22 protein-coding genes are annotated in these 20,352 nt (G+C 68.0%); 5 read left to right on the forward strand and 17 right to left on the reverse strand.

Translation table 11 applies throughout. The annotated features are described in order from the left end of the window. Positions 1 to 4: 4 nt before the first annotated feature. From gspE to ABE423_RS05910, 12 genes are all read right to left on the reverse strand, one after another. The gene (gene gspE, locus ABE423_RS05855) at positions 5 to 1,438 is read right to left on the reverse strand and encodes a type II secretion system ATPase GspE (protein ID WP_182266208.1); all 1,434 of its coding nucleotides are present in this window, start codon (positions 1,436 to 1,438) and stop codon (positions 5 to 7) included. Continuing rightward, a complete protein-coding gene (gspD, locus tag ABE423_RS05860) occupies positions 1,435 to 3,816 on the reverse strand; it encodes a type II secretion system secretin GspD (protein WP_180838031.1) in 2,382 nt (793 codons plus the stop codon). Before gspD ends, gspE begins: the two co-directional genes overlap by 4 nt. Further along, a complete protein-coding gene (gene gspM / locus ABE423_RS05865) occupies positions 3,813 to 4,340 on the reverse strand; it encodes a type II secretion system protein GspM (RefSeq protein WP_032128120.1) in 528 nt (175 codons plus the stop codon). The genes gspD and gspM overlap by 4 nt, the downstream gene beginning before the upstream one ends. Beyond that, on the reverse strand, positions 4,337 to 5,500 hold the full coding sequence (gspL, locus tag ABE423_RS05870) for a type II secretion system protein GspL (protein WP_180838032.1): 1,164 nt from the start codon (positions 5,498 to 5,500) through the stop codon (positions 4,337 to 4,339). The genes gspM and gspL overlap by 4 nt, the downstream gene beginning before the upstream one ends. After that, positions 5,497 to 6,402, reverse strand: a complete 906-nt coding sequence (gene gspK / locus ABE423_RS05875; RefSeq protein ID WP_180838033.1) for a type II secretion system minor pseudopilin GspK — start codon at positions 6,400 to 6,402, stop codon at positions 5,497 to 5,499. Before gspK ends, gspL begins: the two co-directional genes overlap by 4 nt. A 9-nt stretch (positions 6,403 to 6,411) precedes the next feature. Continuing rightward, positions 6,412 to 6,849: a type II secretion system major pseudopilin GspG gene (gspG, locus tag ABE423_RS05880; protein ID WP_032128123.1), complete on the reverse strand. Its 438-nt coding sequence runs from the start codon at positions 6,847 to 6,849 to the stop codon at positions 6,412 to 6,414. Between the two features lie 57 nt (positions 6,850 to 6,906). Then, positions 6,907 to 7,467: a hypothetical protein gene (locus tag ABE423_RS05885; RefSeq protein ID WP_258010197.1), complete on the reverse strand. Its 561-nt coding sequence runs from the start codon at positions 7,465 to 7,467 to the stop codon at positions 6,907 to 6,909. Between the two features lie 144 nt (positions 7,468 to 7,611). Beyond that, entirely contained in the window at positions 7,612 to 8,163 is a 552-nt protein-coding gene (locus ABE423_RS05890) for a hypothetical protein (RefSeq protein ID WP_032128125.1), read from the reverse strand. 58 nt (positions 8,164 to 8,221) lie between these two features. Beyond that, positions 8,222 to 9,202: a DUF4880 domain-containing protein gene (locus ABE423_RS05895; RefSeq protein WP_125893670.1), complete on the reverse strand. Its 981-nt coding sequence runs from the start codon at positions 9,200 to 9,202 to the stop codon at positions 8,222 to 8,224. Positions 9,203 to 9,271: 69 nt separating this feature from the next. Next, the gene (locus ABE423_RS05900; RefSeq protein ID WP_032128154.1) at positions 9,272 to 9,802 is read right to left on the reverse strand and encodes a sigma-70 family RNA polymerase sigma factor; all 531 of its coding nucleotides are present in this window, start codon (positions 9,800 to 9,802) and stop codon (positions 9,272 to 9,274) included. 16 nt (positions 9,803 to 9,818) lie between these two features. Next, on the reverse strand, positions 9,819 to 10,499 hold the full coding sequence (locus tag ABE423_RS05905) for an STN domain-containing protein (protein WP_180838035.1): 681 nt from the start codon (positions 10,497 to 10,499) through the stop codon (positions 9,819 to 9,821). A 479-nt stretch (positions 10,500 to 10,978) separates the two neighbouring features. Then, positions 10,979 to 11,443, reverse strand: coding sequence for an Lrp/AsnC family transcriptional regulator (locus ABE423_RS05910; protein WP_005413654.1), 465 nt, complete (start codon positions 11,441 to 11,443; stop codon positions 10,979 to 10,981). A gap of 127 nt (positions 11,444 to 11,570) precedes the next feature. Between ABE423_RS05910 and ABE423_RS05915 the strand changes: the two genes are divergently transcribed. The 5 genes from ABE423_RS05915 (at position 11,571) to ABE423_RS05935 (ending at position 15,850) form a co-directional block, all read left to right on the forward strand. Then, the gene (locus tag ABE423_RS05915; protein WP_125893673.1) at positions 11,571 to 12,302 is read left to right on the forward strand and encodes an AzlC family ABC transporter permease; all 732 of its coding nucleotides are present in this window, start codon (positions 11,571 to 11,573) and stop codon (positions 12,300 to 12,302) included. Further along, on the forward strand, positions 12,299 to 12,613 hold the full coding sequence (locus ABE423_RS05920) for an AzlD family protein (RefSeq protein ID WP_032128129.1): 315 nt from the start codon (positions 12,299 to 12,301) through the stop codon (positions 12,611 to 12,613). The genes ABE423_RS05915 and ABE423_RS05920 overlap by 4 nt, the downstream gene beginning before the upstream one ends. Positions 12,614 to 13,285: 672 nt before the next feature. Then, positions 13,286 to 13,759: a hypothetical protein gene (locus tag ABE423_RS05925; RefSeq protein ID WP_180838036.1), complete on the forward strand. Its 474-nt coding sequence runs from the start codon at positions 13,286 to 13,288 to the stop codon at positions 13,757 to 13,759. A 136-nt stretch (positions 13,760 to 13,895) separates the two neighbouring features. Then, complete coding sequence (locus ABE423_RS05930) at positions 13,896 to 14,324, forward strand: PAS sensor domain-containing protein (RefSeq protein WP_032128130.1); 429 nt, start codon at positions 13,896 to 13,898, stop codon at positions 14,322 to 14,324. Next, on the forward strand, positions 14,321 to 15,850 hold the full coding sequence (locus ABE423_RS05935) for a sulfite reductase flavoprotein subunit alpha (RefSeq protein WP_180838037.1): 1,530 nt from the start codon (positions 14,321 to 14,323) through the stop codon (positions 15,848 to 15,850). The genes ABE423_RS05930 and ABE423_RS05935 overlap by 4 nt, the downstream gene beginning before the upstream one ends. Positions 15,851 to 16,099: 249 nt before the next feature. On the opposite strand, the gene ABE423_RS05940 is transcribed toward ABE423_RS05935, so the two are convergent. Genes ABE423_RS05940 through ABE423_RS05960 form a run of 5 tightly spaced genes read right to left on the reverse strand, consistent with a single transcriptional unit; the run spans position 16,100 to position 20,210 of the window. Next, positions 16,100 to 16,768: an ATP-binding cassette domain-containing protein gene (locus ABE423_RS05940; RefSeq protein ID WP_125895820.1), complete on the reverse strand. Its 669-nt coding sequence runs from the start codon at positions 16,766 to 16,768 to the stop codon at positions 16,100 to 16,102. After that, positions 16,758 to 17,441 (reverse strand): molybdate ABC transporter permease subunit, encoded by a 684-nt coding sequence (gene modB / locus ABE423_RS05945; RefSeq protein ID WP_346485345.1) that lies wholly within the window; start codon positions 17,439 to 17,441, stop codon positions 16,758 to 16,760. The genes ABE423_RS05940 and modB overlap by 11 nt, the downstream gene beginning before the upstream one ends. A 3-nt stretch (positions 17,442 to 17,444) precedes the next feature. Beyond that, positions 17,445 to 18,188: a molybdate ABC transporter substrate-binding protein gene (modA, locus tag ABE423_RS05950; protein ID WP_180838038.1), complete on the reverse strand. Its 744-nt coding sequence runs from the start codon at positions 18,186 to 18,188 to the stop codon at positions 17,445 to 17,447. 19 nt (positions 18,189 to 18,207) lie between these two features. Further along, positions 18,208 to 18,984 (reverse strand): helix-turn-helix domain-containing protein, encoded by a 777-nt coding sequence (locus ABE423_RS05955; RefSeq protein ID WP_012511268.1) that lies wholly within the window; start codon positions 18,982 to 18,984, stop codon positions 18,208 to 18,210. Positions 18,985 to 18,995: 11 nt separating this feature from the next. Beyond that, entirely contained in the window at positions 18,996 to 20,210 is a 1,215-nt protein-coding gene (locus ABE423_RS05960; protein ID WP_180838039.1) for a coproporphyrinogen III oxidase, read from the reverse strand. Positions 20,211 to 20,352 lie beyond the last annotated feature (142 nt).

The raw sequence follows: 20,352 nt of genomic DNA on the forward strand, positions 1-20,352 counted from the left end.
GGCCTCAGTCGTCGCCGGTGACGCGCAGGATCTCTTCCAGCGTGGTCACCCCGCTGTCGACCCAACGCTGGCCGTCCTGGCGCAAGGTCCGCATGCCGGCACGCCGCGCCGCCTCGCGCAGCGCAGGTTCACCCTGTCCTTCATGGATCAGCGCACGCACGCGATCGTCGACCACGAACAGCTCGTGGATGCCGGTACGCCCCCGGTAGCCGCTGTTGGCACAGGCCGCGCAGCCCACCGCGCGCCACACGGTACGGCCCTCGCCGTCCACCTCGGCGCGCCGGCACTGCGTGCACAGCCGCCGCACCAGCCGCTGCGCCAGCACGCCGCGCAGCGACGAGGCCAGCAGGAACGGTTCCACGCCCATGTCGGCCAGGCGCGTCACCGCCGAGATCGCGTCGTTGGTGTGCAGGGACGCCAGCACGCCATGGCCGGTCAGCGACGACTGCACCGCAATCTGTGCGGTTTCCAGGTCGCGGATCTCACCGATCATGATGGTGTCCGGGTCCTGGCGCAGGATCGCGCGCAGCGCCGTGCCGAAGCTCATGCCGATACGCGCGTTGACCTGAATCTGGCCGATGCCGGCGAAGTCATACTCCACCGGGTCCTCCACGGTGAGGATGTTGCTGGTGCTGCTGTCGAGCTGGCCCAGCGCCGCATACAACGAGGTGGTCTTGCCGCTGCCGGTCGGGCCGGTGACCAGCACGATGCCATGCGGCTGCCGGATCAATCCGGTGAACGTGGCCAGGGTGTCATCGGCCATGCCCAGCCGCTGCAGCTGCAGGCGGCCGGCATCCTTCTCCAGCAGGCGCAGCACAGCACGCTCGCCATGCCCGGTCGGCACCGTGGAGACGCGGATGTCCAACGGACGCCCACCCACCCGGATCGCGATGCGCCCGTCCTGCGGCAGCCGCTTCTCGGCGATGTCCAGGTGGGCCATGATCTTGATGCGCGACACCAGCGCCGCGTGCAGTGCGCGCCGCGGCTGCACCATGTCGCGCAGGGTGCCGTCCACCCGGTAGCGCACCACCGAATGGGTCTCGAACGGCTCGATGTGCAGATCGCTGGCGCCATCGCGTGCGGCCTGTGCCAGCAGCGCGTTGATCATGCGGATCACCGGCGCATCGTCCTGTGCGTCCAGCAGATCGGTGACTTCCGGCATGTCCTGCATCAGCCGGTCCAGATCCACTTCACTTTCAGCAGCCCCGACCACGGCAGCGGCATCGCCGCCGTCACGGTACTGCTCACCCAGCCGCTGCTGCCAGGTCGCTGCATCCAGCGCCTGGAACGGCAGCGGGCCATGCCGTCGGCGCAGTTCGGCCACGGCCCACGCCGCGGTGTCGGCGGTGCCCAGCAGCACCGACTCGCCGCCAACTTCGGACAGCATCACGCCGTGGCTGCGCACCCAGGCGTACGGCAGTGACGCGGCGGTGCTCACGGCCCGATCACCAGTTCCGGCGTGTAGCCCAGCCCGCGCAGCTGCTGCAGTGCCGGGTCCAGCGTCGCCGGGTCGCGCGGCAATCGCACGCGCAGGCGTTGCCCGCTCTCGCCCGGCGTCGCTTCGGCATAGGCCTGCAGGCCCAGTGCCCGCACCTGCGCCACGCCCTGGCTGGCACGCGCCGGGTCCAGCCCCTGCGCGAACTGCACCAGCTGCGCATCGCCGTCACCGGACGGGTACAGCGCCGCCAGGCTGCTGTTCTGCAGCGGCTGGCCCTGGCCATCGCGTGCATTGCCCTGGCCGAGTACAGGCAGGTCCTGCGGTGGCAGCTGCGGTGCCGACAGCGCCGGCAAGGCCCAGCTCTGTAGCGGCTGCGCGCCGGCCTGCGCGTTGCGCATGTAGTCGTAGCGGTCGCGGGTCAGGCGCTGGCCGGCGGCCGGGTCACGCACCACGTGCGGGCGCAGGAACACCATCAGGTTGGTCTTGGCGCGCTTGCGCGTGTCGCTGCGGAACAAGGCGCCCAGCACTGGAATCTTGCCCAGCCCCGGCACCGCATCACGGCCATGACTGACGCTATCCTCCAGCAGCCCACCGAGCACCATGATCTGGCCATCGTCCAGCAGCACGCTGGTATCCAGGGCGCGTTTGTTGGTGATGATGCCGGCCGTGCTGTTCGCGCTCTGCGCGTCGATGCTGCTGACTTCCTGGTAGATGTCCAGCTTGACCGTGCCGCCCTCGGAAATCTGCGGGCGCACCCGCAGCTTCAGGCCCACGTCCTCGCGCACGATGGTCTGGAACGGGTTGTTGCTGCCGCCACCACCGTCGGTCACGTAGCGGCCGCTGACGAACGGCACGGTCTGCCCGACCATGATGCTGGCCGCTTCATTGTCCAGCGTCATCAGGTTCGGCGTGGACAGGATGTTGGCACCGCCCTTGCTCTGCAGCGCGTTGGCCAACGCCTTCATGTTGAGGATCTGGCCGACGCCGGGCAGGTTGATGGTGCCGTCGATCACGCCGATCTTCAGACCATCCTTGGGCAGCACGTCCAGGGTGGTGCGTGCGGTGGTGTTCAGCCCGCTGCCACCGGTGGTGCCGCCGAAGTGGGTGCCGCCGAAGGTGCGGCCATTGCCCAGCATCCACTGCACGCCCAGTTCGGCCGCGTCGGTCTGGTTGACCTCCACGATCAGGCTTTCCACCAGCACCTGCGCACGGCGCTGGTCGAGCTGGTCGATCACCCGCCGCAGGTTGCGGTACACCGGCTCGGGGGCGGAGATCAGCAGCGTGTTAGTGGCCACGTCCGCCTGCACCGAAATGCCGTTCTGGCTGAAGCCGGTGCTGCCGGCGTCAATCGGGTCGCGACGGTTCGGGTCCAGCCGCTGCGATTCCAGCGCATTGCCACCGGTCTTGGACTGCTGCGGCTGCGACGGCTGCGCCGGTGTGGCGCGGTTGGCGTCGCCGGGCAGTGGCGTGATGCCTTCGTTGCTGCCCATTGCCGGTGCATCGCTCTGCCCGGCCACCACGCCGCGCAGCACGCCGGCGAGCTGATTGGCCTGGGCATTGCGCAGGTAGACCACATGCAGGTTGCCGGACTCGTCCTGCGCGCGGTCCAACTTCTCCACCAACTGCCGCGCCAGGCGCGTTCGGCCCGGGCTGCTGGAACGCAGCAGCACGCTGTTGCTGCGGGGGTCGGCCATCACCACCACCTTCTGGCTGGGCTCGGCGCCCTGCGCATCCAGCAGCGGCGCGACCATCGCTGCCACGTCAACGGCAATGCCCTGCTGCAGCTTCACCACATCGGTGTCCATGCCGGCCGGTGTATCGACGCTGGCGATCACCCGCGCGATGCGCTCCAGGTTGTCGGCATAGTCGGTGATCACCAGGGTGTTGTTGCCCGGGTTGGCGGTGATCGGATTGTCCGGGCTGATCATCGGCCGCAGCACCGCCACCAGCGCGGCTGCGTTCTCGTAGCGCAGCGCGAAGGTGCGCGTGGCCACCTCGCCGCCGGCCCCGCCCGCGCCCACACGGCCACCGAGCAGCTTGGCCTCGGCCTGCGGCACCACCCGGCTGACACCGCCGTTCTCGACCACGGCAAAGCCACGCATGCGCAGTGCGCCCAGCAGCAACTGGTACGCCTGGGTACGGCTGACCGGGCCATCAGAGACCACGGTCATCTTGCCGGTCACCCGCGGGTCGATCAGGAACTGGCGACCGGTGAAGCGCGCCGCCATGCGCAGTACGCCGCCGATATCGGTATCCACCAAGTTCAACTGCACCGGTTCATCGGGGGCGTCCTGCGCCTGTGCCGGTGCAACAACGTGAGCGCCACCCACGATCAGGGCCAGTACAGTGCTGCAGGCAAGGCTGCGCATCGCCCTCATGAATGGCCACCCGCAGTGAGTGCCATCACGATGTTTCCGGATATCCGTGCCGCCGGCATGTTCGCATCCCCTGTGCGTGTCAGTTGCAGTTGCTGCAGTTCGATGGCCGGATCGGCCAGCACGGGCAGCAGCCAGTTCCACAGTGCGTCAGCAGGTACGGCCTGCACCTGCAGGTGCCAACGCCCGTCGCGTGCTTCGACATGCAGTCCATCGGCGAGGCCGGCGGACTTGATTCCATTACGCAGCGCGGCCAGCGTCGGGCGCTGCCCCTGCACCTGCTGCTGGCGTTCGCGTGCACGCAGCAGCGGCGCCAGTGCGCGCGCCTGCGCCTGCAGCCGCGGCAGCTCAGCCTGCCAGTGCGCACGCTGTTTCAGCAGCGGCTCCAGCCAGAATGACCACAGCCCCGCTGCCAGCAGCGCCAGCACCATCACCCACAGCATCCAGCGGTCGCGCGGCGGCAGGTGCTGCCAGCGTCGCTGCAGACCGGCCACACCCTCGCCCAGGCGCACGGCTCTGGCGGTCACTGTCCGCCCCCGCTCACGCGCAGGCGTCCACCGGCCTCGCGCGCCATCTGCAGGCCCTGCGCCTGCGCCGCCTGCTGCCACTGCTCCAGCCGCTGCGCGTCATCGGCTACCGCCTGCGCATCGGCGTCCAGCTCCAGTTCCAGCTGGCCGGGTTGATAGCGCAGGCCGCGCACCTGGCCGCCCAACTCCGGAATCGCCTGCAGCGTCGTTGCGACCTGCCGCTGCACCGGTGGCAACGGCGGCGCCGGCAACGGCACGGCCAGCGCGCGCCGCGCCTGCAGCACCGGGTCCACCACATCGGTGATCTCCGGAAAGTGCGAACTGAACTGCCGCGCCATGTCCTGCTGCAACGCCTCGCCCTCGCTGCGCCAGCGCGAGACCTGCAGCTGCAGCCCAAGCGCAGCCAGCAACACCGCCGCCAATGCGAGGCCGATCGCCACGCGTGGTGCCTGCCTGCTGCGACCCGGCAGTGGCAACGACCACGCTGGCACGGGTCCGCTGGCCTGCCGTTCATGCGCGACCACGGTGGCCGGCAGGTTCTCCGGCCACACCGACGGCACGCTGTCGATCCACTGCACGGCCTGCACCCCGGATTGCTGAAGACGCGCCGCGAGCGACTGCAGCACCGCCGCTGTGTCGCGCCCACCGCACCACTGCACAAAACCCCGATCGCGCCCGCAGCGCACCAGCAGATGCTCACCGGCAGCCTGCAGCGTTGCCTGGCCGTTCTGCCATGGCAGCAGCAGCGGGGTCGGGTACAGTGCCTGCAGCTGCAGTGCACATGAAGCCAGCAGCTGTTGCGCCTGCAGGACTGCTTGTTGGCCAAGCCACGCCACAGGAACCGTGCCGTCCGCCGCCTGCGCACCATGTGCCAACACGACCTCCTGCAGGTCATCCAGCAGCATCGCCTCTACTTCGCCCTGCAGTGCGGCCTGCAGCCTGCGGCCCGACAGTGGCGGCAGCTGCAGTTCCAGCAGGATCAGGTCCTGCGGATCGAGACAGGCCAGCACCTCGGCCTGCGGATGACGTTGCCCGAGCACGGCCAAGCCCTCGCGGCCATGGGCCAGCACCCCACCCTTGTGCAACTGCGCCCACTCGACCGTACTGTCGGCGCGCAGGTGTTCCAGCGCCGGCAGGCGCACCCTCAGCTGCACGCTCATGCTCCAATCCTCGTCCACACACGCTGCACGCGCACACTGTCATCGCGATACTCGCGCCAGATCAGGGCCCTGAAGTCGACCGCATTGCCATCGGCCTGTACCTGGCCGACGGCAAGGAACCACTCGCTATGAATGCCAAGCGGCACCACGGCCATCTGCGCGTTGCTCAGTTGCAGACGATTGGCGATATCGCCGCGGTTGAGCAGCCAGTGGCCACCGTCGCGCTCACCGAGTAGCGCCTGCAGGCGCCCCGGCTCCACGCCGGGAGTGACCGCCTGCAACACGCTGATGTCACTGGTGTTGGCATTGACCAGGGTCTGGGCCGGCAGCACCACGGTGCGCCGTGCCAGTGCCTGCACCGCCACTGGGTCGGCGCCCGCCAGGGCCTGCTCGATCATCGATTCACGCGGCAACGGCGCCTGCGCCTGCAGATCGCCATCACGCAGCCGCGCCTGGATGTGATCGGCAGCAGATGCACAGGCACCCTGCCCCAGTCCCTGCCCGGCACACAGCGCGATGAACGCGCGCCGTGCCTCCGGGTCCGGCTTGCCATAGGCCAGCAGGTTGCGCAGGTTGAACATGGACTGTGCATCGACCAGCTGCAACTGCACCGGCAGCGGCGCCTGCAGCGTCAGTGGACGCGCCCAACGGCCGCTGCGCACCGTGGTCAACTGCTCCTTTACATCGTCACGCAGCTGCTGCGCCGCGCGCTCCAGGGTGGCATCGACCGCCATGCGCACCTGCGCACGCAGCTGGTCGCCACGCAGCGCACGCAGCTGTGCCGACTGCCGGGTCAGCAGTGCAGTGGCAATCACCGCCACCAATGCCACCACCAGCAGGGCGACGATCACCGCCATGCCGCGCTGGCGGGTGCACGGGACCGAACGCGTCCGGGCTGTCATCTGCACGCCTCACAGCTGCCAGGAGCCGATGTCCGCGTTCCCGGCGTCGCCACCGGGCTTGCTGTCCGCACCCAGCGAGAACACATCGATGTCGCCATGGGTTCCGGGAATCTGGTACTGGTACGGATGGCCCCATGGGTCATTCGGCAGGCGATCCAGATACGGCGTCACCGGCATCGCACCGCTGCCCTGCGGCGGCTTCACCAGCGCCTGCAGGCCCTGTTCGGCGCTGGGATAGCGCCCGTTGTCCAGCTTGAACAACTTCAATGCCTGCATCAGCGCCGCGATGTCCTGGCGCGCCGCCACCACGCGCGCCTGGTCGGGACGGTCCATCAACCGCGGCACGATCAACGCGGCAAGAATGCCGATGATCACCACCACCACCATGATCTCTATCAGGCTGAAACCCTGCTGCCGAGCCCTGCGACTACCCACCTGCCTTGCCATTGTTCCGCCCTCGTCATCCTGGAAGAGACCGCTGCGCCATGGTCAGCGGTGCATGTGTCAGTACGATAAACATCCGCCTGCTATTCGCTGCGCGTGTGCCTGTGCAGGCGCAACACGTGTAGCCGGGGCACATGCAGACTCGAACAGGTGCTGCGGCACGCTGGCCAGCGCATCGTCGATGCAGCCGCGCAGCAACGGGTGCGCGCAGGCCTGCAGCAGGCGCACGCACTGCATCGGCGACCACGCGGTGCCATGGTCGAGGCCGATGAACATCCGGTAGGCCTGGTGGTAACGCAGATCGTCGTACACGCGCTGCGCACTGTTGAGATCACGCACGACCACCAGCAGCGCCGCACGTTGCAGCAGCCGCACATCGCCCGCGTCAAGCGGCAGCGCGTTCATGGCCGCTTCGGGCCAGGGCCGCAGCTGCAGATCGAGGGCGCGCCGCAACGCCGCCAGCGGATGCGCGCTGCTGTCCAGTGCCGCCCAGCGCGCCGCATCGGCCCAGGCATCACTGGACAGCACCCAGACCCACGAGTGCCCATAGCGCTGCACGTTCACAGGCGTGTGCCGAGCCTGCTCCAGCGACTGGCTCAGGTGACGATCCAGCTCCAGCATGCTGATCCTGCGACTGTCTGCCATCGGCGCCGCCCGTGCTCCGCGACGCGTGGTGCGTCGTACTCTGCAGAAGACGTCAGCAAGGCAGGTGAAGCGACAACGCGAATGCGTCTCTGTGCGCTGCGTGGCGCTTCATCAGCTACGTCATCGCAGCGTCATCTGCCTGCAGGCTTCGCGCTCCAGTCGCGGCGCTTCGCCCCCGCAACGGCGCGCCAGTATCGCCACATCGCTGCGTGCGGCGAACGTTGCCAGCGCATTGGACATATCCACGTCATCGCACCATGACGCCATCGCAACACGCAGCGCTGGCAGCTGCCAGCCATCCATCACGCCATGGCTGCCGGCCACGAACCAGTGCCAAAGACGATGATGCTGTACCTGCTCGTGCAGTTGCACGAGATCGTCGATGCCGTGCATGCCCATCAGCAGCAGCACGCGCGCCATCGCCGCAGGCGGCAACGTGCCGGCCTCAGCGAGGGGCAGCACCTGCTGCTGCAGCCGTAGCAGCATCGCCAACGGGTGCGATTGCGGATCGAAGTCGAGCAGAACGGCCTGTTGCTGCCATTGCGCATCGGAGACCACGCACACCCACGGCGATCCATAGCGATGCACCATCAAGGGCCGTCGCTGCGTGGTTTCCAGCAACGCCGACAGATTGCGGCGCAGATCCAGCACACCGATGGTCTCGTTGCGCATCCTTGGCGTCTCCTTGCTTGCAACAGCCCTGCGCGGCGCGCACGGCCAGCGTCTTCATCTAACCAAGGACGGCAATGCCACCCGGAAAGCGACGCAGATCCAGCGACATCGTCAGTCGCAGCTGCTCCAGCGCCGCATCCGGATCATCGATGCGGAAACGGCCGCTGACCGGGGCCCGCGCCAATGCCGATTCGCCCAGCAGCACCTTGCCGCGGCGGTAGCGGTTGATTTCATCCACCACCTCGCGCAATGGAGCGCGGCGGAACACCAGCATGCCCTCGGTCCAGGCGCTCACTTCCGAGGCCAGGGCTTCGGCCACCACGCCACTGAGGCGCTCGTCGTATTGGGTCTGCTGGCCCGCCTGCAGCTGCAGGCGGCCCTGCGGGTGCTCGATGCGGGCGCTGCCCTGCAGGCAGGTCACCCGTACCTGGCCGTGGGTGTTGCGGACGTCCAGGCGCACCGCACCTTCATCGGCAATCACGCAGCCCGGCCCCGCGAACAGGGCGAGGCGCAGGCCTGCCTGGGTTTCGATCGCGGCCTGGCCCTGCACCAGCTCGAAGCCTTCGCCCTGCGTGTCCGAACGACGGCGCAGGCTGCTCTGCGTATCCAGTTCGATCTTCAGCAGCGGCAAGGGCGCGATCTGCAGTCGCTCACCGGTGCCGGTGTGGAAATCGGCCGCCATCGCCGTCACCGAGGGCCACAGCCCCAGCGGCGGGCGGATCGCCGCCACCACCACCAGGCTGGCCGGTGCGGCAATCGCGGCTCCCAGGAAGGCGCGCCGGCTCCAGCGCTGGGACGGCGTCGGCGCGACCGGCTGGCGCGCAGCGGCGGGCAGCTGTTCGCCCGCCAGGCGTACCTGCGCCCATTGCCGGCGCGCACGGCCGAATGCTTCGCGATGACGCGGATCAGCCTCGCACCACTCACGGAACCTGCGCCCATCGGCGGCGGTGGCCTCGCCCGAGGTCAGCCGCACCACCCACGCGTGGGCCTGACGCTCGACGGCATCCAGCGGGCGTTGCGGGCGATCGTCAGGATCCATGGGGGCTCATGCCGGACCCGCACGCTGCGGGGTTCTGCTCGGCGTCAAAGTGTAGACGGATGCCGCCGCTCAGAACCGCACCTGACGCCCCTGTCCGCTGCGCTCGGCCAGGTAGTCCTGGGCCGCTTTCAGCTCGCGCTGCACAAGCCGCAGCGACACGCCCAGCTGGTCGGCGACGTCGCGCTGCTGCAGGCCATCGACGCGGATCGCCAGCAGGATGCGGCGTCGGCGCTCGGGCATGCGCTGCAGCAGGCCGACCATGTCCTCCAGCGCGAAATCCAGTTCGGCCGCCTGCGCCGGGCCCGGTGCAGGGTCGGCCATCTCCATCAGCGTATCCACCTCTTCCAGGCTCAGCAGGCGGTGGTCGGCACGCTGGCGGTCGATCACCGTGTTCATCGCCATGCGCAACAGGTAGGCCGCGGGATTCTGCACGGCATCCAGGCGGTCACGGCGCGCACTCAGGCGCATCCAGGTGTCCTGCAGCGCATCGCCGGCCAGCTCCTCCGAGCCCAGCTTGCGCACCAGGCGGCGCTTCAGCTCGTCGTAGGCCCCCAGAAGGTGGTCCATCAGGTCAACTGCCCCAGCCGTACCGTTGCTCATGTTCGAATCCTTGAAGTCATGGAAGGGGCGCGCGCCGACCACAGTCGTGGTCGGTGCCGGAAGGTCGGATCTGCAGCGTCACCGGCTGCGGCAGCGCGGCGGCATCGGGCGCAAGCACCAGGCCCTGCAGCGCCTGCAGCAGGCGTGCATCGCGGCGGGCGCTGCCACTGCCTGAGAGCAGCTCGGGCGCATGCACCTGGCCTTCGCCGTCGACGTGGAAGCGCAGCGTCGCGGCATAGCGGCCGGGCGCGATCTCGGGGTCGTCACAGAACACCGCACGCAGGCGCTGCTGCAGCCCGCCATAGCGACGCCGACGCTCGGCCTCGGGAAGTTCGGCACCAGTACCGGGTTCGGCGACCGAGGGCGTGCCCCGGCGCAGCACCACGCGCTGCTCACCGATCATCTCGGCCTCGATGCCGGTGTCCTGCAGCAGCATCTGCAAGGCAGGCAGCGGCGCAAGGCTGGCGCGCAGCGCATGGCTGCTACGGCCGGCGGCAAGATCGCCCGGGTACATCACCGACCACCCGCTGATGACGCTGAAGCGCTCGACCGCCTGCTCCAGCGGCTGCGCAGGGATGTCGTAGGCATGAACACCGTCCCGCGCCACAGCGGCAAAGGACAGCAGCAGCCATGTGGCGATGGCCACCTTCCAAGTTCTGACCGCATGGTGTCCATTCAGCCCCCTGACGTAGAACACATGACCCTCGGCAGCGACAGCAGCTGCAGTGGACGCGCGCCACGACCGGAGCCCCGGCCCGCGCGCGACCAGCAAGCGGGCTCAAACCGTACCGGGGCCAGATGTCATTGCGATGACCGCTGCCTACGCCCGGCGTTAAGCCAAGCTCCGTGAACCCAGTCACGCATCAGGAATCAATGAATCGAACAGACATGTCCATCTGCTCCCGGGGTCAGAGCCCGTTGCACAGCAACGGGATCCGACCCCAACAGGTCGCGGGGAACTGTCAGGCGCGGGGCGGTGTGGGCAGGCAGGACCGTTGGCGCCATGGATGGCGCCATCGAGCCCCCATGGATGGGTCTACGGCGTGTCCTGCCTGGCCACACCGCCCCGCCGCCCTGGGAACATCGCCGTTGCGGCTGCTGTTGCTCCTGAGGTTGCCGGCCAGCGGCCGGCACTACCGCGGGTGCCGGGTGCAACCCGGCCGGAACCACCCATCCTCAAAGCGGCAGCTGGGTGGTCTGCTTGATCCGCTGCATCGGAATCTCGGTCTTGGTGTTCTGCACCCCGGCGATCCGGTTCAGGTGCTGCATCTGGAACTGCCGGTAAGCATCCAGGTCCGCCACCGCCACCCGCAGCAGGAAATCGCAGTCACCGGCCATCAGATGGCATTCAAGCACTTCCGGGAACGACTTGATGCTGTTGATGAAGTGGTTGGTGGTGTCCTCGTCCTGCCCGCGCAGCCACACTCGCACGAACACCGTGAAGCCACGACCCACCTTCGCCTCATTCAGCAGGGCCACGTAGCGGTCGATGTAGCCGCCCTCCTCCAGCAGCCGCACCCGCCGCAGGCAGGCCGAGGGCGAAAGGCCCACCAGCCGGGCCAGCTCCAGGTTTTGCAGCCGTCCGTCACGCTGCAGGGCATCGAGGATGCGGCGATCGAGGTTGTCGAGCTGATACTGCACGGGATTTCACCTTTGGCGACCTTAGCCGCATGGAATCTCAATATTCCCGAATTGAATGGCATCAACGCAACCCGATTTCGCGATCGGACCGCTAGCATGGGCCACCCCCACCTCGTTGTGCCGTTCCATGGACGCCCGTACCACCCTCCCCCTGCCCGACACCTGCGATATCGCCCCGCGCGCCGAATTCCTGCGCGGCCTTCGCGCCGCCGTACCGGTGATGATCGGCTTCATTCCCTTCGCCCTGGTGCTCGGCGCCCAGGCCGCCCAGAAGGGCCTGAGCGCGCTGGAAGTGCCGCTGATGACCGGCCTCAACTTCGCCGGCGGCTCGGAGTTCGCCGCCGTCGAACTGTGGACCTCGCCGCCGCATATCGCGCTGATCGTGGCGATCACCGCGCTGGTCAACAGCCGCCACCTGCTGATGGGCGCCAGCCTGGCCCCGCTGCTACAGCACCTGCCGCGCCGCCGGGTGCTGCCGGCGCTGTTCTTCATGTGCGACGAGAGCTGGGCGATGGGCGTGGCCGACGCGCGCCGCCGTGCGCTCGGCTTCAGCCTGGCCTATTACCTGGGCGTGTCGGCAGGCCTGTACACGGTCTGGGTCGCCTGCACCGCGCTGGGCGCGATCGTTGGGCCGATGCTGGGCGACATCCACGCCTACGGCTTCGACATGGCCTTTCCGGCCGTGTTCCTGGTGCTGCTGCGCGGCATGTGGCAGGGCATGAAAGCAGCGCGTCCGTGGCTGGTCAGCCTGGTGGTGGCCGCGGCCACCTACCTCCTGGTTCCCGGCGCCTGGTACGTGGCCAGCGGCGCGCTGGCCGGCCTGGCCGCAGCCTGGCTGCTGGCGGAGGACGCGGCATGATCTTCAACGGACTGATCCACTGGACCTCGGTGCTGACCATCGTGCTGATGGCCGCTGCCACCTACCTGACCCGCATCATCGGCTTCCTCGCACTGCGCAACCGCACACTGAGCAAGCGCGCAGTGACGGTGATGGAAGCCGCACCCGGCTGCGTGCTGATCTCGGTGATCGCGCCCGACTTCGTCGCCGACAAGCCCGCCGACCTCGCCGCGCTGGCGATCACCCTGCTGGCCGCCACGCGGTTGTCGATGCTGCCGACTGTGCTGATCGGCGTGGTCTCGGCCGGGGTGCTGCGCTATCTGATGGGCTGACGCACGCGCGAGGTCCCCACGTGGTGTGACTGGAGGCGCGACGGTCGCTATCAGCTCGACCTGCACATTTGCGTGCCGCCTCAAACGTGGCCCGGAGCCACCTACTGGAGGTGTTTGAAAAAACTCCGATTGCCTGATCGAGCCTGAGCCGGTACGGATCGACTGCCGAATCAGCGGGTTGAGCTGATCGGTCAATCGACGTCCAACGTGGAGAGTACCAATGAGCAATCTGCGAGTTGTCGTGGCAGCAATCGGTATCACCCTCACCTCTACTCGCGGGCTGCCCCTCTGATGCAGCGCCGTCAGTCCAGGCGTACCCAACCGGGCCCCGCGCTTGGGCTCTATGCTGGGCTGGCGGCAATCCTTCTGGCCACAAGTGCGTGCCAATCCATCCAGCTGCCTCCCCGGAACCTGGTCAGTCCCGATGGAGGGTATGCCACCCTGCTGCGAGGCCCTACCTCACATCTGAAGATCAGCACAGTGTCGATGCTTCCCGGCCCGGAAAGCTCGGAGTTCCCCAATCGGTCCATCGAGTGCGGGTGGTCATCCGTCGCAACTCGAGTTCTCTGGGCAGATCGAGCGCTTTCGGCCATGCAGGCGTCACGGCTCTGCGAGGCCGCCGCACGATCCGCTGGACTGCCGCTCCAGGCCAATGGGCAGGAACGGACGCCTATGCGCTATCAGTTGACGATCGTAAGTGACGGAGGCGGCATCTGGCGACAGCTGCCGGGACCAGAGCCGCCGGGCCAGATGGTCAGCTTCTGGTTTCCCTCCGGTCCCGACACCGACTCGCTGCGCAGGCGCGTGATCGCCACCACCGCCCATGAGTTCCAGCATATCGCCACCGCATTGGCAGGACAGCCTCGACGCGGCGCGCAGCGCGAACCAGACGCCTATCTGGCAGGCGCATGTGCCCAGCTGATGATCGAAGGCGCCGTTGCACGTGCGGATCTGCCTGGCGGACACGATCCGCGAGCTGATCCGTTTCTGCCAACGGCAGCCAGGCGCTCCGCGCATGCAGGCAGTACGACCGGGGGAGCGCTGCTGCGGTTCTTCGGTGACGCGGACACCTTGCACATCAATGAGGGAGGCCGCCACCTGATGCGGCATTGCCACGAGACGATCGGCTTTCCCCTGCAGCAGTGAACGCTCCCTGCGACACCCGGTCGCAGCCGATCCCGGCATCCACTTGATCAATGTCAAACCGCCCGCCGCCGTGCGGGCGTATTTCTATGCAGGACCCGAACACGCCGGCGTTACCGGCATCCACAAGGACCCTGCGATGAGCTACACCCCCGACAACGCCCAGCTGCTGAATGCCATGCAGAACGTCATGGTGATCTCCACCACCGACCTGCAGGGCAACATCACCTACGCCAATGACCTGTTCTGCACGCTCACCGGCTTCGCCCGCGAGGAGCTGATCGGCCAGCCGCACAGCATCGTGCGCCATCCGGATGTGCCCAAGGCGGTCTACAAGGACATGTGGGACACCATCAAGGCCGGCAAGACCTGGACCGGCATCGTGCCCAACCTCGGCAAGGGCGGCGTGCTCTACGTGGTGGACACCACCGTGCAGCCGCTGTTCGATGCCGAGGGCAACATCACCTCGTACATCAGCATCCGCCGCGTGGTGAACGACCTGATGCAGAACTACGACCTGGTCGAGTTCAGCAAGGAAAAGTTCGACGACTTCTACGAGGCCGCGTGAACGCCCTCCCGACCAGTACGCCCTTCAGCCGCCTGCTGGTGGGTTTCGCGTCCGAGTCGGGCAATGCCCGCGCCCTGGCCCAGCGCCTGGGCGCGGACCTGCAGCCGCACGCGCCGCAGGTGCTCCCGTTCAACGACATCGACGTGGCCAGCCTCGGCCACGGCGATGTGCTGCTGGCGATCTCCAGTTCCTTCGGTGACGGCGAACCGCCAGCCAACGGCGAGCAGTTCTTCGAAACGCTGCGCCAGACCCCGACACTGAGTGGCCTGCGCTATGCGGTGTTCGGCCTCGGTGACACCGGCTACCCCAGCTTCTGTGGCTTCACCAAGGCGCTGGATGCCGCGCTGAGCGAGCGCCAGGCGCAGCCGCTGCTGCACCGCGTGGATGCCGACCTGGGCTACGAGCAGTTCTTCCAGCAATGGCAGCCAGTGCTGGGCCAGGTGCTGGACGGCGACGTGAACGCGGGCCAGGACCTGCACCTGCAGGTCACCGCCTATGGCGAAGACAACGCCTTTGCCGCCCCCATTCTGGAACACCGCCGCTTGAACAGCAGCGACCCGGCCGCCTGGCACCTGCAGCTGGACATTGCCGGCAGTGGCATGGCGTACCGCGCGGGCGACACCCTGCACGTAGTACCCGAGAACGACCCTGCGCTGCTGCAGGCATTGGCCACCTGGTACGGCGACTCCGCCGCTGTGGCCGCACTGCACGACCGCGAGCTGCGCCTGCTGAGCAAGGGCGTGCTGCGCGAACTGGCCAAATTGGGCGGCAGCGAGGTGCTGAAGGGCCTGTTGAAGGTCAGCCAGAAGCGCGAGCTGGACGCCTACCTGCACGGGCTGGACCTGCTGGACGTGCTGCAGGACCACGCCACGCCGGCCAGCGTGCCGCTGGCCCGCCTGCGCGAGCTGCTGTCACCGCGCCTGCCGCGCGCCTATTCGATCGCCTCGCACCCCTGCGACGACCAGCTGAGCCTGTGCGTGCGCGAAGTGCGCTACACCCTGCGCGGTCGCGAGCGCTTCGGCACTGCCACCGGCAGTCTGCTGCACGGCGGCGACCACGCGCGCGTGTACTGCCGTTCCAATCCCGGCTTCCATCTGCCCGATACCGGCGAAGCGCCATTGCTGCTGGTTGGCACCGGCACTGGCATCGCGCCGTTGATGGGCCTGATGCAGGAGCTGCAAGCCAACGCCTGCGAACGCGAGGTGCACCTGGTGTTCGGCGAGAAGCACAGCCAGCACGATTACCTGTACCGCGAGCAGCTGCAGGACTGGCGCGCGCGCGGTGTGCTGGCCGGCCTGCATACCGCGTTCTCGCGCGATGGGGCCGAGAAGGTCTATGTGCAGCATGTGCTGCAGCAGCGCGCCGACGAAGTGCGCGATGTGCTGGCCCGTGGCGGGCATCTGTACCTGTGCGGTAACAAGAGCCACCTGGAAGGCGCGGTGCGCGAGGCCATCGATGCCATCAGTGGCGAAGGGCACTGGGACGCGCTGCGGGGTGAAGGCCGCACGCACTGCGAGCTGTATTGATCCATTCCACTGGATTGCGCGAACGCTGAACCGGTAGAGCCGGCCGCTGGCCGGCTGCTCCGGATTCCATGGTTGCCAGCCAGCGGCCGGCACTACCATCAGATGCAACCATTCATCGCCTGAGCGTCGCGGAACTCCTGAACCGGTAGAGCCGGCCGCTGGCCGGCTGCTCCGGATTCCAATGTTGCCGGCCAGCGGCCGGCACAACCATCAGATGTAGCCATCCATCGCCCTTGCGTCCATCGCGGGTCAACCGCCGACGATACGACCATCCACCACGCGTGCTACCTGCTGGCCGAACATGGCCACATCCTGCGGGTCGTGGCTGATCAACAGCAACGGAATGCCAGTATTGTCCAGCACCGTCTCAAGCTCCTGGCGCAGGTGCTGGCGCAGGTCATGATCCAGCGCGGAGAACGGCTCATCCAGCAGCAGCGCCTGCGGCTGCGTCACCAATGCACGTGCCAAGGCGGTGCGCTGACGCTGGCCGCCGGATACCTGCGACGGCAGCAGATCACCGACCGTGTCGATGCGGAATGCGTGCAGCCACTGCTCCACCGCATCGAAGCGCTGGCCAGCCCGCGGATTCAACCAGCCCTTCTGCAGACCGAACGCCACGTTCTGGCGCACGCTCAGGTGCGGGAACAGCGCGTAATCCTGGAACACGTAGCCCAGCCGGCGGCGTTGCGGCGGCAGATCCACGCCGGTGGCCGCATCGAACAGGGTCTGCCCCTGCAGCCGTACATGCCCCTGGCCCGGCCGTAGCAGCCCGGCCACCGCCTTCAGGGTCAGGCTCTTGCCGGCGCCCGAAGGCCCGAACAGCACCACCTGCCGCTGCGTGCACTGCAGCGACACATCCAACACGAAATCCTGGCCGGCCGCCTGCAGGCGGCGCTGCACCTGCAGGTCAAGCCACATCGCGCAGCTCCCGGCGACGTCCGCCCACCAGCCGTGCGGCCAGCAGCAGGATCACGATGCACACCACCGAGGTCAGGATCACCAGCGCATTGGCCTTGCCGTCCTGGCCGGCCTGCACCGCCTCGTAGATGGCGATCGACAGCGTCTGCGTGCGGCCCGGAATGCTGCCAGACACCATCAGAGTGGCGCCGAACTCGCCCATCGCACGTGCAAACGCCAGCAGCAGGCCGGCGAGGATGCCACGCCAGGCCAGCGGCAGCGTGATGCGGAAGAACACCGCCGCTTCGGACACACCGAGCGTGCGTGCGGCCTGCTCCAGCTGTCCGTCCACTTCCTCGAACGCCGCGCGTGCCGGCTTGAACACCAGCGGCAGCGAGGCCACTGCGGCGGCGATCACTGCAGCCTGCCAGGTAAACACCAGGTTGATGCCGAACCACGACTGCAACCACGCACCGATCGGTCCGTTACGGCCGATCAGCACCAGCAGGTAATAGCCCAGCACCGTCGGCGGCAACACCATTGGCAGGGTCAGCAGCGAATCCAGCAGCTCACGGCCGGGAAAGCGCCGCCGCGCCAGTAGTGCGCCCAGCGCCACGCCCACTACAAGATTGATCGCGGTGGCCCAGCCGGCCACCTTCAGCGACAACCCCAGTGCGCTCCAGTCGAGATCCATGCCTCAGGGCTTGCCGAACCCGTGCCTGGCCAGGATCGCCTGGCCCTGTGCCGAACGCACGAAGGCGGTGAAGCGCTTGGCCTCGGCCGGCTGCGCGCTGGCCTTGGTCACCGCCAGCGGATAGGCGATGCGCCCGGCCACCGGCACCGCGAAGGCACGACGCACGCGGTCGGGCATGGCCTGCGCATCGGTGGCATAGACGAAACCGGCATCCACTTCACCACGCGCCACGTAGTCCAGCGACTGGCGCACGTTCTGGGTGGTGATGACCCTGCCCTGCACCGACGGCCACAGGCCCGCCGCTTCCAGCGCGCCCTTGGCGTAGCGACCGACCGGCACGCTGTCCGGGTTACCCAGTGCGATGCGCTGCACGCCGGCACCGGTCAGGTCCTTCAAGCTACGCGGCGCGACCTTGGCCTGCGGCGGCACCACCACCCACAGCGCGTTCACCGCGAACACCTCGCGGGTACCGGCCGCCAGCAGGTCCTGCTGCTGGGCCTGGTCCATCGTGGTTTCATCGGCCGAGGCGAACACGTCCACCGGCGCGCCACGACTGATCTGCTGCAGCAGCACGCCTGAGGCGGCGAAGTTGAAATCGACCTTGGTTCCCGGGTGCGCCTTCTCATAGGCGGCGCCGAGTTCGCGGAAGCTCTCGGTCAGGCTCGATGCCGCCGACACCGTCAGGTCGGCCGCCCAGGCCGGCACCGTGGCCAGCAGGCCCAGCAACAACAGTCCAGCTCGCTTCATCATCGGCTCCCGGCCAGGTTCAGTTAGGGTCGGATTCGTCGGCCACCGCCAGCGCCGCCAGGCGCTCGGGCTGCAGCAGCAGGATCTCACGCTGCTTCACCGCGATGATCCCATCATCGCTCAGGCGGCGCAGCACGCGGCTGGCGGTTTCCGGCGCCATCCGCAGGTAATTGGCGATCTCGGTACGCGCCATCGTCAGGTTGAAGCGCGTAGCGGAAAAACCACGCCGCGCGTAACGCTCGGACATGTCGAGCAGGAACGCCGCCATGCGCTCTTCGGTACGGTGATTCGCGGCCAGCGTGGCGACCTTGCCGATCTCCGCACTGAGCAGGCTGAACAGCTTGGCCTGCAGCCCCGGCATGCGTGTGGCCAGCAGGCTCAGCTTGGGGAACGAGATGCGGCACAGGTGCACGGTGTCCAGCGCCACCGCATTGCAGGGGAAGCGCGAACCGTGGATCGCATTGAGGCCGATCACTTCGCCCGGCAGGCTGAAGCCCAGCACCTGCTCGTTGCCCTGGCTGTCATCGACGAAGGTCTTGACCATACCGGCGCGCACCGCAGCAATCGAATCGAACGATTCGCCAGCGCGGAAGATGTAGTCACCCGCATGGAACGGGCCAACGTGGTCGACCAGGACGTGCAGATCGCCCAACGCAGTCTTGTCATAACCCTGCGACATGCAGGCATCGGAAAATGCACAGGTACTGCAGAAGTGCAGCGCGTCGCCATCATCGGCGGCGGCGGGGTTCGGCGTGGCCCGGCCGAGGCGACCCTGGGAAGGCGGAGTTGAAGACATCGGGGCAGGACTCAAGCGATGGCGGCCGCCGGCCGGAAGCATGCGGCCATCATACGCCACAGCAACCGCCCTTCTTCGGCCAGCCGCAGCACACGTGCATCCCACTGCGCCCAGCCGCGCGCCAGCAACGGCGACAGCGCCGGCAGCTGTTCGGCGAAGCATTCCTCGAAGGGTTCATCATTACGCCACTCGAATGCAGCCGCATCGAGCGCATGGTCGCAGGCGATGCTCTGTGCCACCTCGGCCGCAAGCCGCTCGTCCTCGGACAGGATCAGGCCCGCGGCCACGCCCATGTGACCGGACTGCAATCGCGCCCGCCATTCGCCCAGCTCGTCCTCCAGGCGGTAGAACACCTCGCCGATCTGGCTGCAGGCGGACAGGCCAAGCCCGATGAAATCGCTGCGGTCGCGGCGTGGCACGCCGGCCAGGTCACAATGACGCTGGCCATCGCCCGGGCCATGCGGGTTCGGCAGGTCGCCGCGCTGGTAGTGGTCACCACCGATCGGTTCGTAGCCTGCTGCGCGCAGCAGGCGCCAGGCCTGCAGCCAGTGGGCCGCTGAGGGATCCCGTGGCAATGCGCACGGCGCTGGCAACAGGATGCGCTCGGGTGCTTCGGCCAGCACCTCATGCAGACGCTCGATGAAACCGGTGTCCTCACTGGCGGGCACGCGCAGCTGGTAGTAGCGCGCAGTGAAGCCGACCTGCCGCGCCTGTGCCAGCAGGGTCGGCCCCGGCGCATCGGCACGGTCGATCACGTTCAGGCGGGTGCAACCCACCGCGCGCAGCTGCGCCGGTGAGAGCGCGCTGCCGGCGTCCAGCCGCACTTCCACCTGCGGCCGCGCCACCGTGCGCAGGTGCTGCGGCACGGCGTCCAGCAGCTGGCCCAGCTGCGGCGGCGGCAATGTCTCCGCCAATCCCAGCTGCAACACCATCGCCACCACTTCGCGGTCCTCGGCCAGGGCATCGGCCTGCAGCTGCAGGGCCAGCAGCAAGGTGTCCAGATACGCCTGCGGCGGCACATCGCGACCACCCCGACCGGCCTGAAAGCCGAGCGTCAACCCACGCGGAATCAGGTGCTCGTTGCTGGCGCGCACGGCGGCGCGCCTGCCGCTTTCGCCAAAGCCGGTGCTGAACTGGTCAGCCGGCGGAAACAGCACGTGCCGGGGCTGCCGCAGCAATGCCGCCTGCAGCGCAGTGTCCTCACTCTCATCAACGTGGAAGCTCATGGCACACATCTTCGGGCGTTCCTCTTCGCGTGACCCTGATTGAAATCAAGCGTGGCGCATCGGTGGGTTCATGCCGGCCAGCGGCCGGCCCAACCCTGTCACCCGCAACCCGGTAGTGGCCGCCCCCCGGCGGCCACCCCCA

This window comes from Stenotrophomonas sp. TWI1409, assembly GCF_039673015.1.
Taxonomy (GTDB): domain Bacteria; phylum Pseudomonadota; class Gammaproteobacteria; order Xanthomonadales; family Xanthomonadaceae; genus Stenotrophomonas; species Stenotrophomonas maltophilia_A.

Bases quoted from the DNA above. Each gene is read 5' to 3' on its own strand.
- ABE423_RS05885 (WP_258010197.1), bottom strand. From the start codon at position 7,467: ATGCTGGAGCTGGATCGTCACCTGAGCCAGTCGCTGGAGCAGGCTCGG.
- ABE423_RS05890 (WP_032128125.1), bottom strand. From the start codon at position 8,163: ATGCGCAACGAGACCATCGGTGTGCTGGATCTGCGCCGCAATCTGTCG.
- modB (WP_346485345.1), bottom strand. From the start codon at position 17,441: ATGGATCTCGACTGGAGCGCACTGGGGTTGTCGCTGAAGGTGGCCGGC.
- ABE423_RS05900 (WP_032128154.1), bottom strand. From the start codon at position 9,802: ATGAGCAACGGTACGGCTGGGGCAGTTGACCTGATGGACCACCTTCTG.
- ABE423_RS05960 (WP_180838039.1), bottom strand. From the start codon at position 20,210: ATGAGCTTCCACGTTGATGAGAGTGAGGACACTGCGCTGCAGGCGGCA.
- gspK (WP_180838033.1), bottom strand. From the start codon at position 6,402: ATGACAGCCCGGACGCGTTCGGTCCCGTGCACCCGCCAGCGCGGCATG.
- gspL (WP_180838032.1), bottom strand. From the start codon at position 5,500: ATGAGCGTGCAGCTGAGGGTGCGCCTGCCGGCGCTGGAACACCTGCGC.
- ABE423_RS05955 (WP_012511268.1), bottom strand. From the start codon at position 18,984: ATGTCTTCAACTCCGCCTTCCCAGGGTCGCCTCGGCCGGGCCACGCCG.
- ABE423_RS05895 (WP_125893670.1), bottom strand. From the start codon at position 9,202: ATGGATCCTGACGATCGCCCGCAACGCCCGCTGGATGCCGTCGAGCGT.
- ABE423_RS05930 (WP_032128130.1), top strand. From the start codon at position 13,896: ATGAGCTACACCCCCGACAACGCCCAGCTGCTGAATGCCATGCAGAAC.
- ABE423_RS05915 (WP_125893673.1), top strand. From the start codon at position 11,571: ATGGACGCCCGTACCACCCTCCCCCTGCCCGACACCTGCGATATCGCC.
- ABE423_RS05925 (WP_180838036.1), top strand. From the start codon at position 13,286: ATGCGCTATCAGTTGACGATCGTAAGTGACGGAGGCGGCATCTGGCGA.
- gspD (WP_180838031.1), bottom strand. From the start codon at position 3,816: ATGAGGGCGATGCGCAGCCTTGCCTGCAGCACTGTACTGGCCCTGATC.
- modA (WP_180838038.1), bottom strand. From the start codon at position 18,188: ATGAAGCGAGCTGGACTGTTGTTGCTGGGCCTGCTGGCCACGGTGCCG.
- gspG (WP_032128123.1), bottom strand. From the start codon at position 6,849: ATGGCAAGGCAGGTGGGTAGTCGCAGGGCTCGGCAGCAGGGTTTCAGC.
- ABE423_RS05940 (WP_125895820.1), bottom strand. From the start codon at position 16,768: ATGTGGCTTGACCTGCAGGTGCAGCGCCGCCTGCAGGCGGCCGGCCAG.
- ABE423_RS05920 (WP_032128129.1), top strand. From the start codon at position 12,299: ATGATCTTCAACGGACTGATCCACTGGACCTCGGTGCTGACCATCGTG.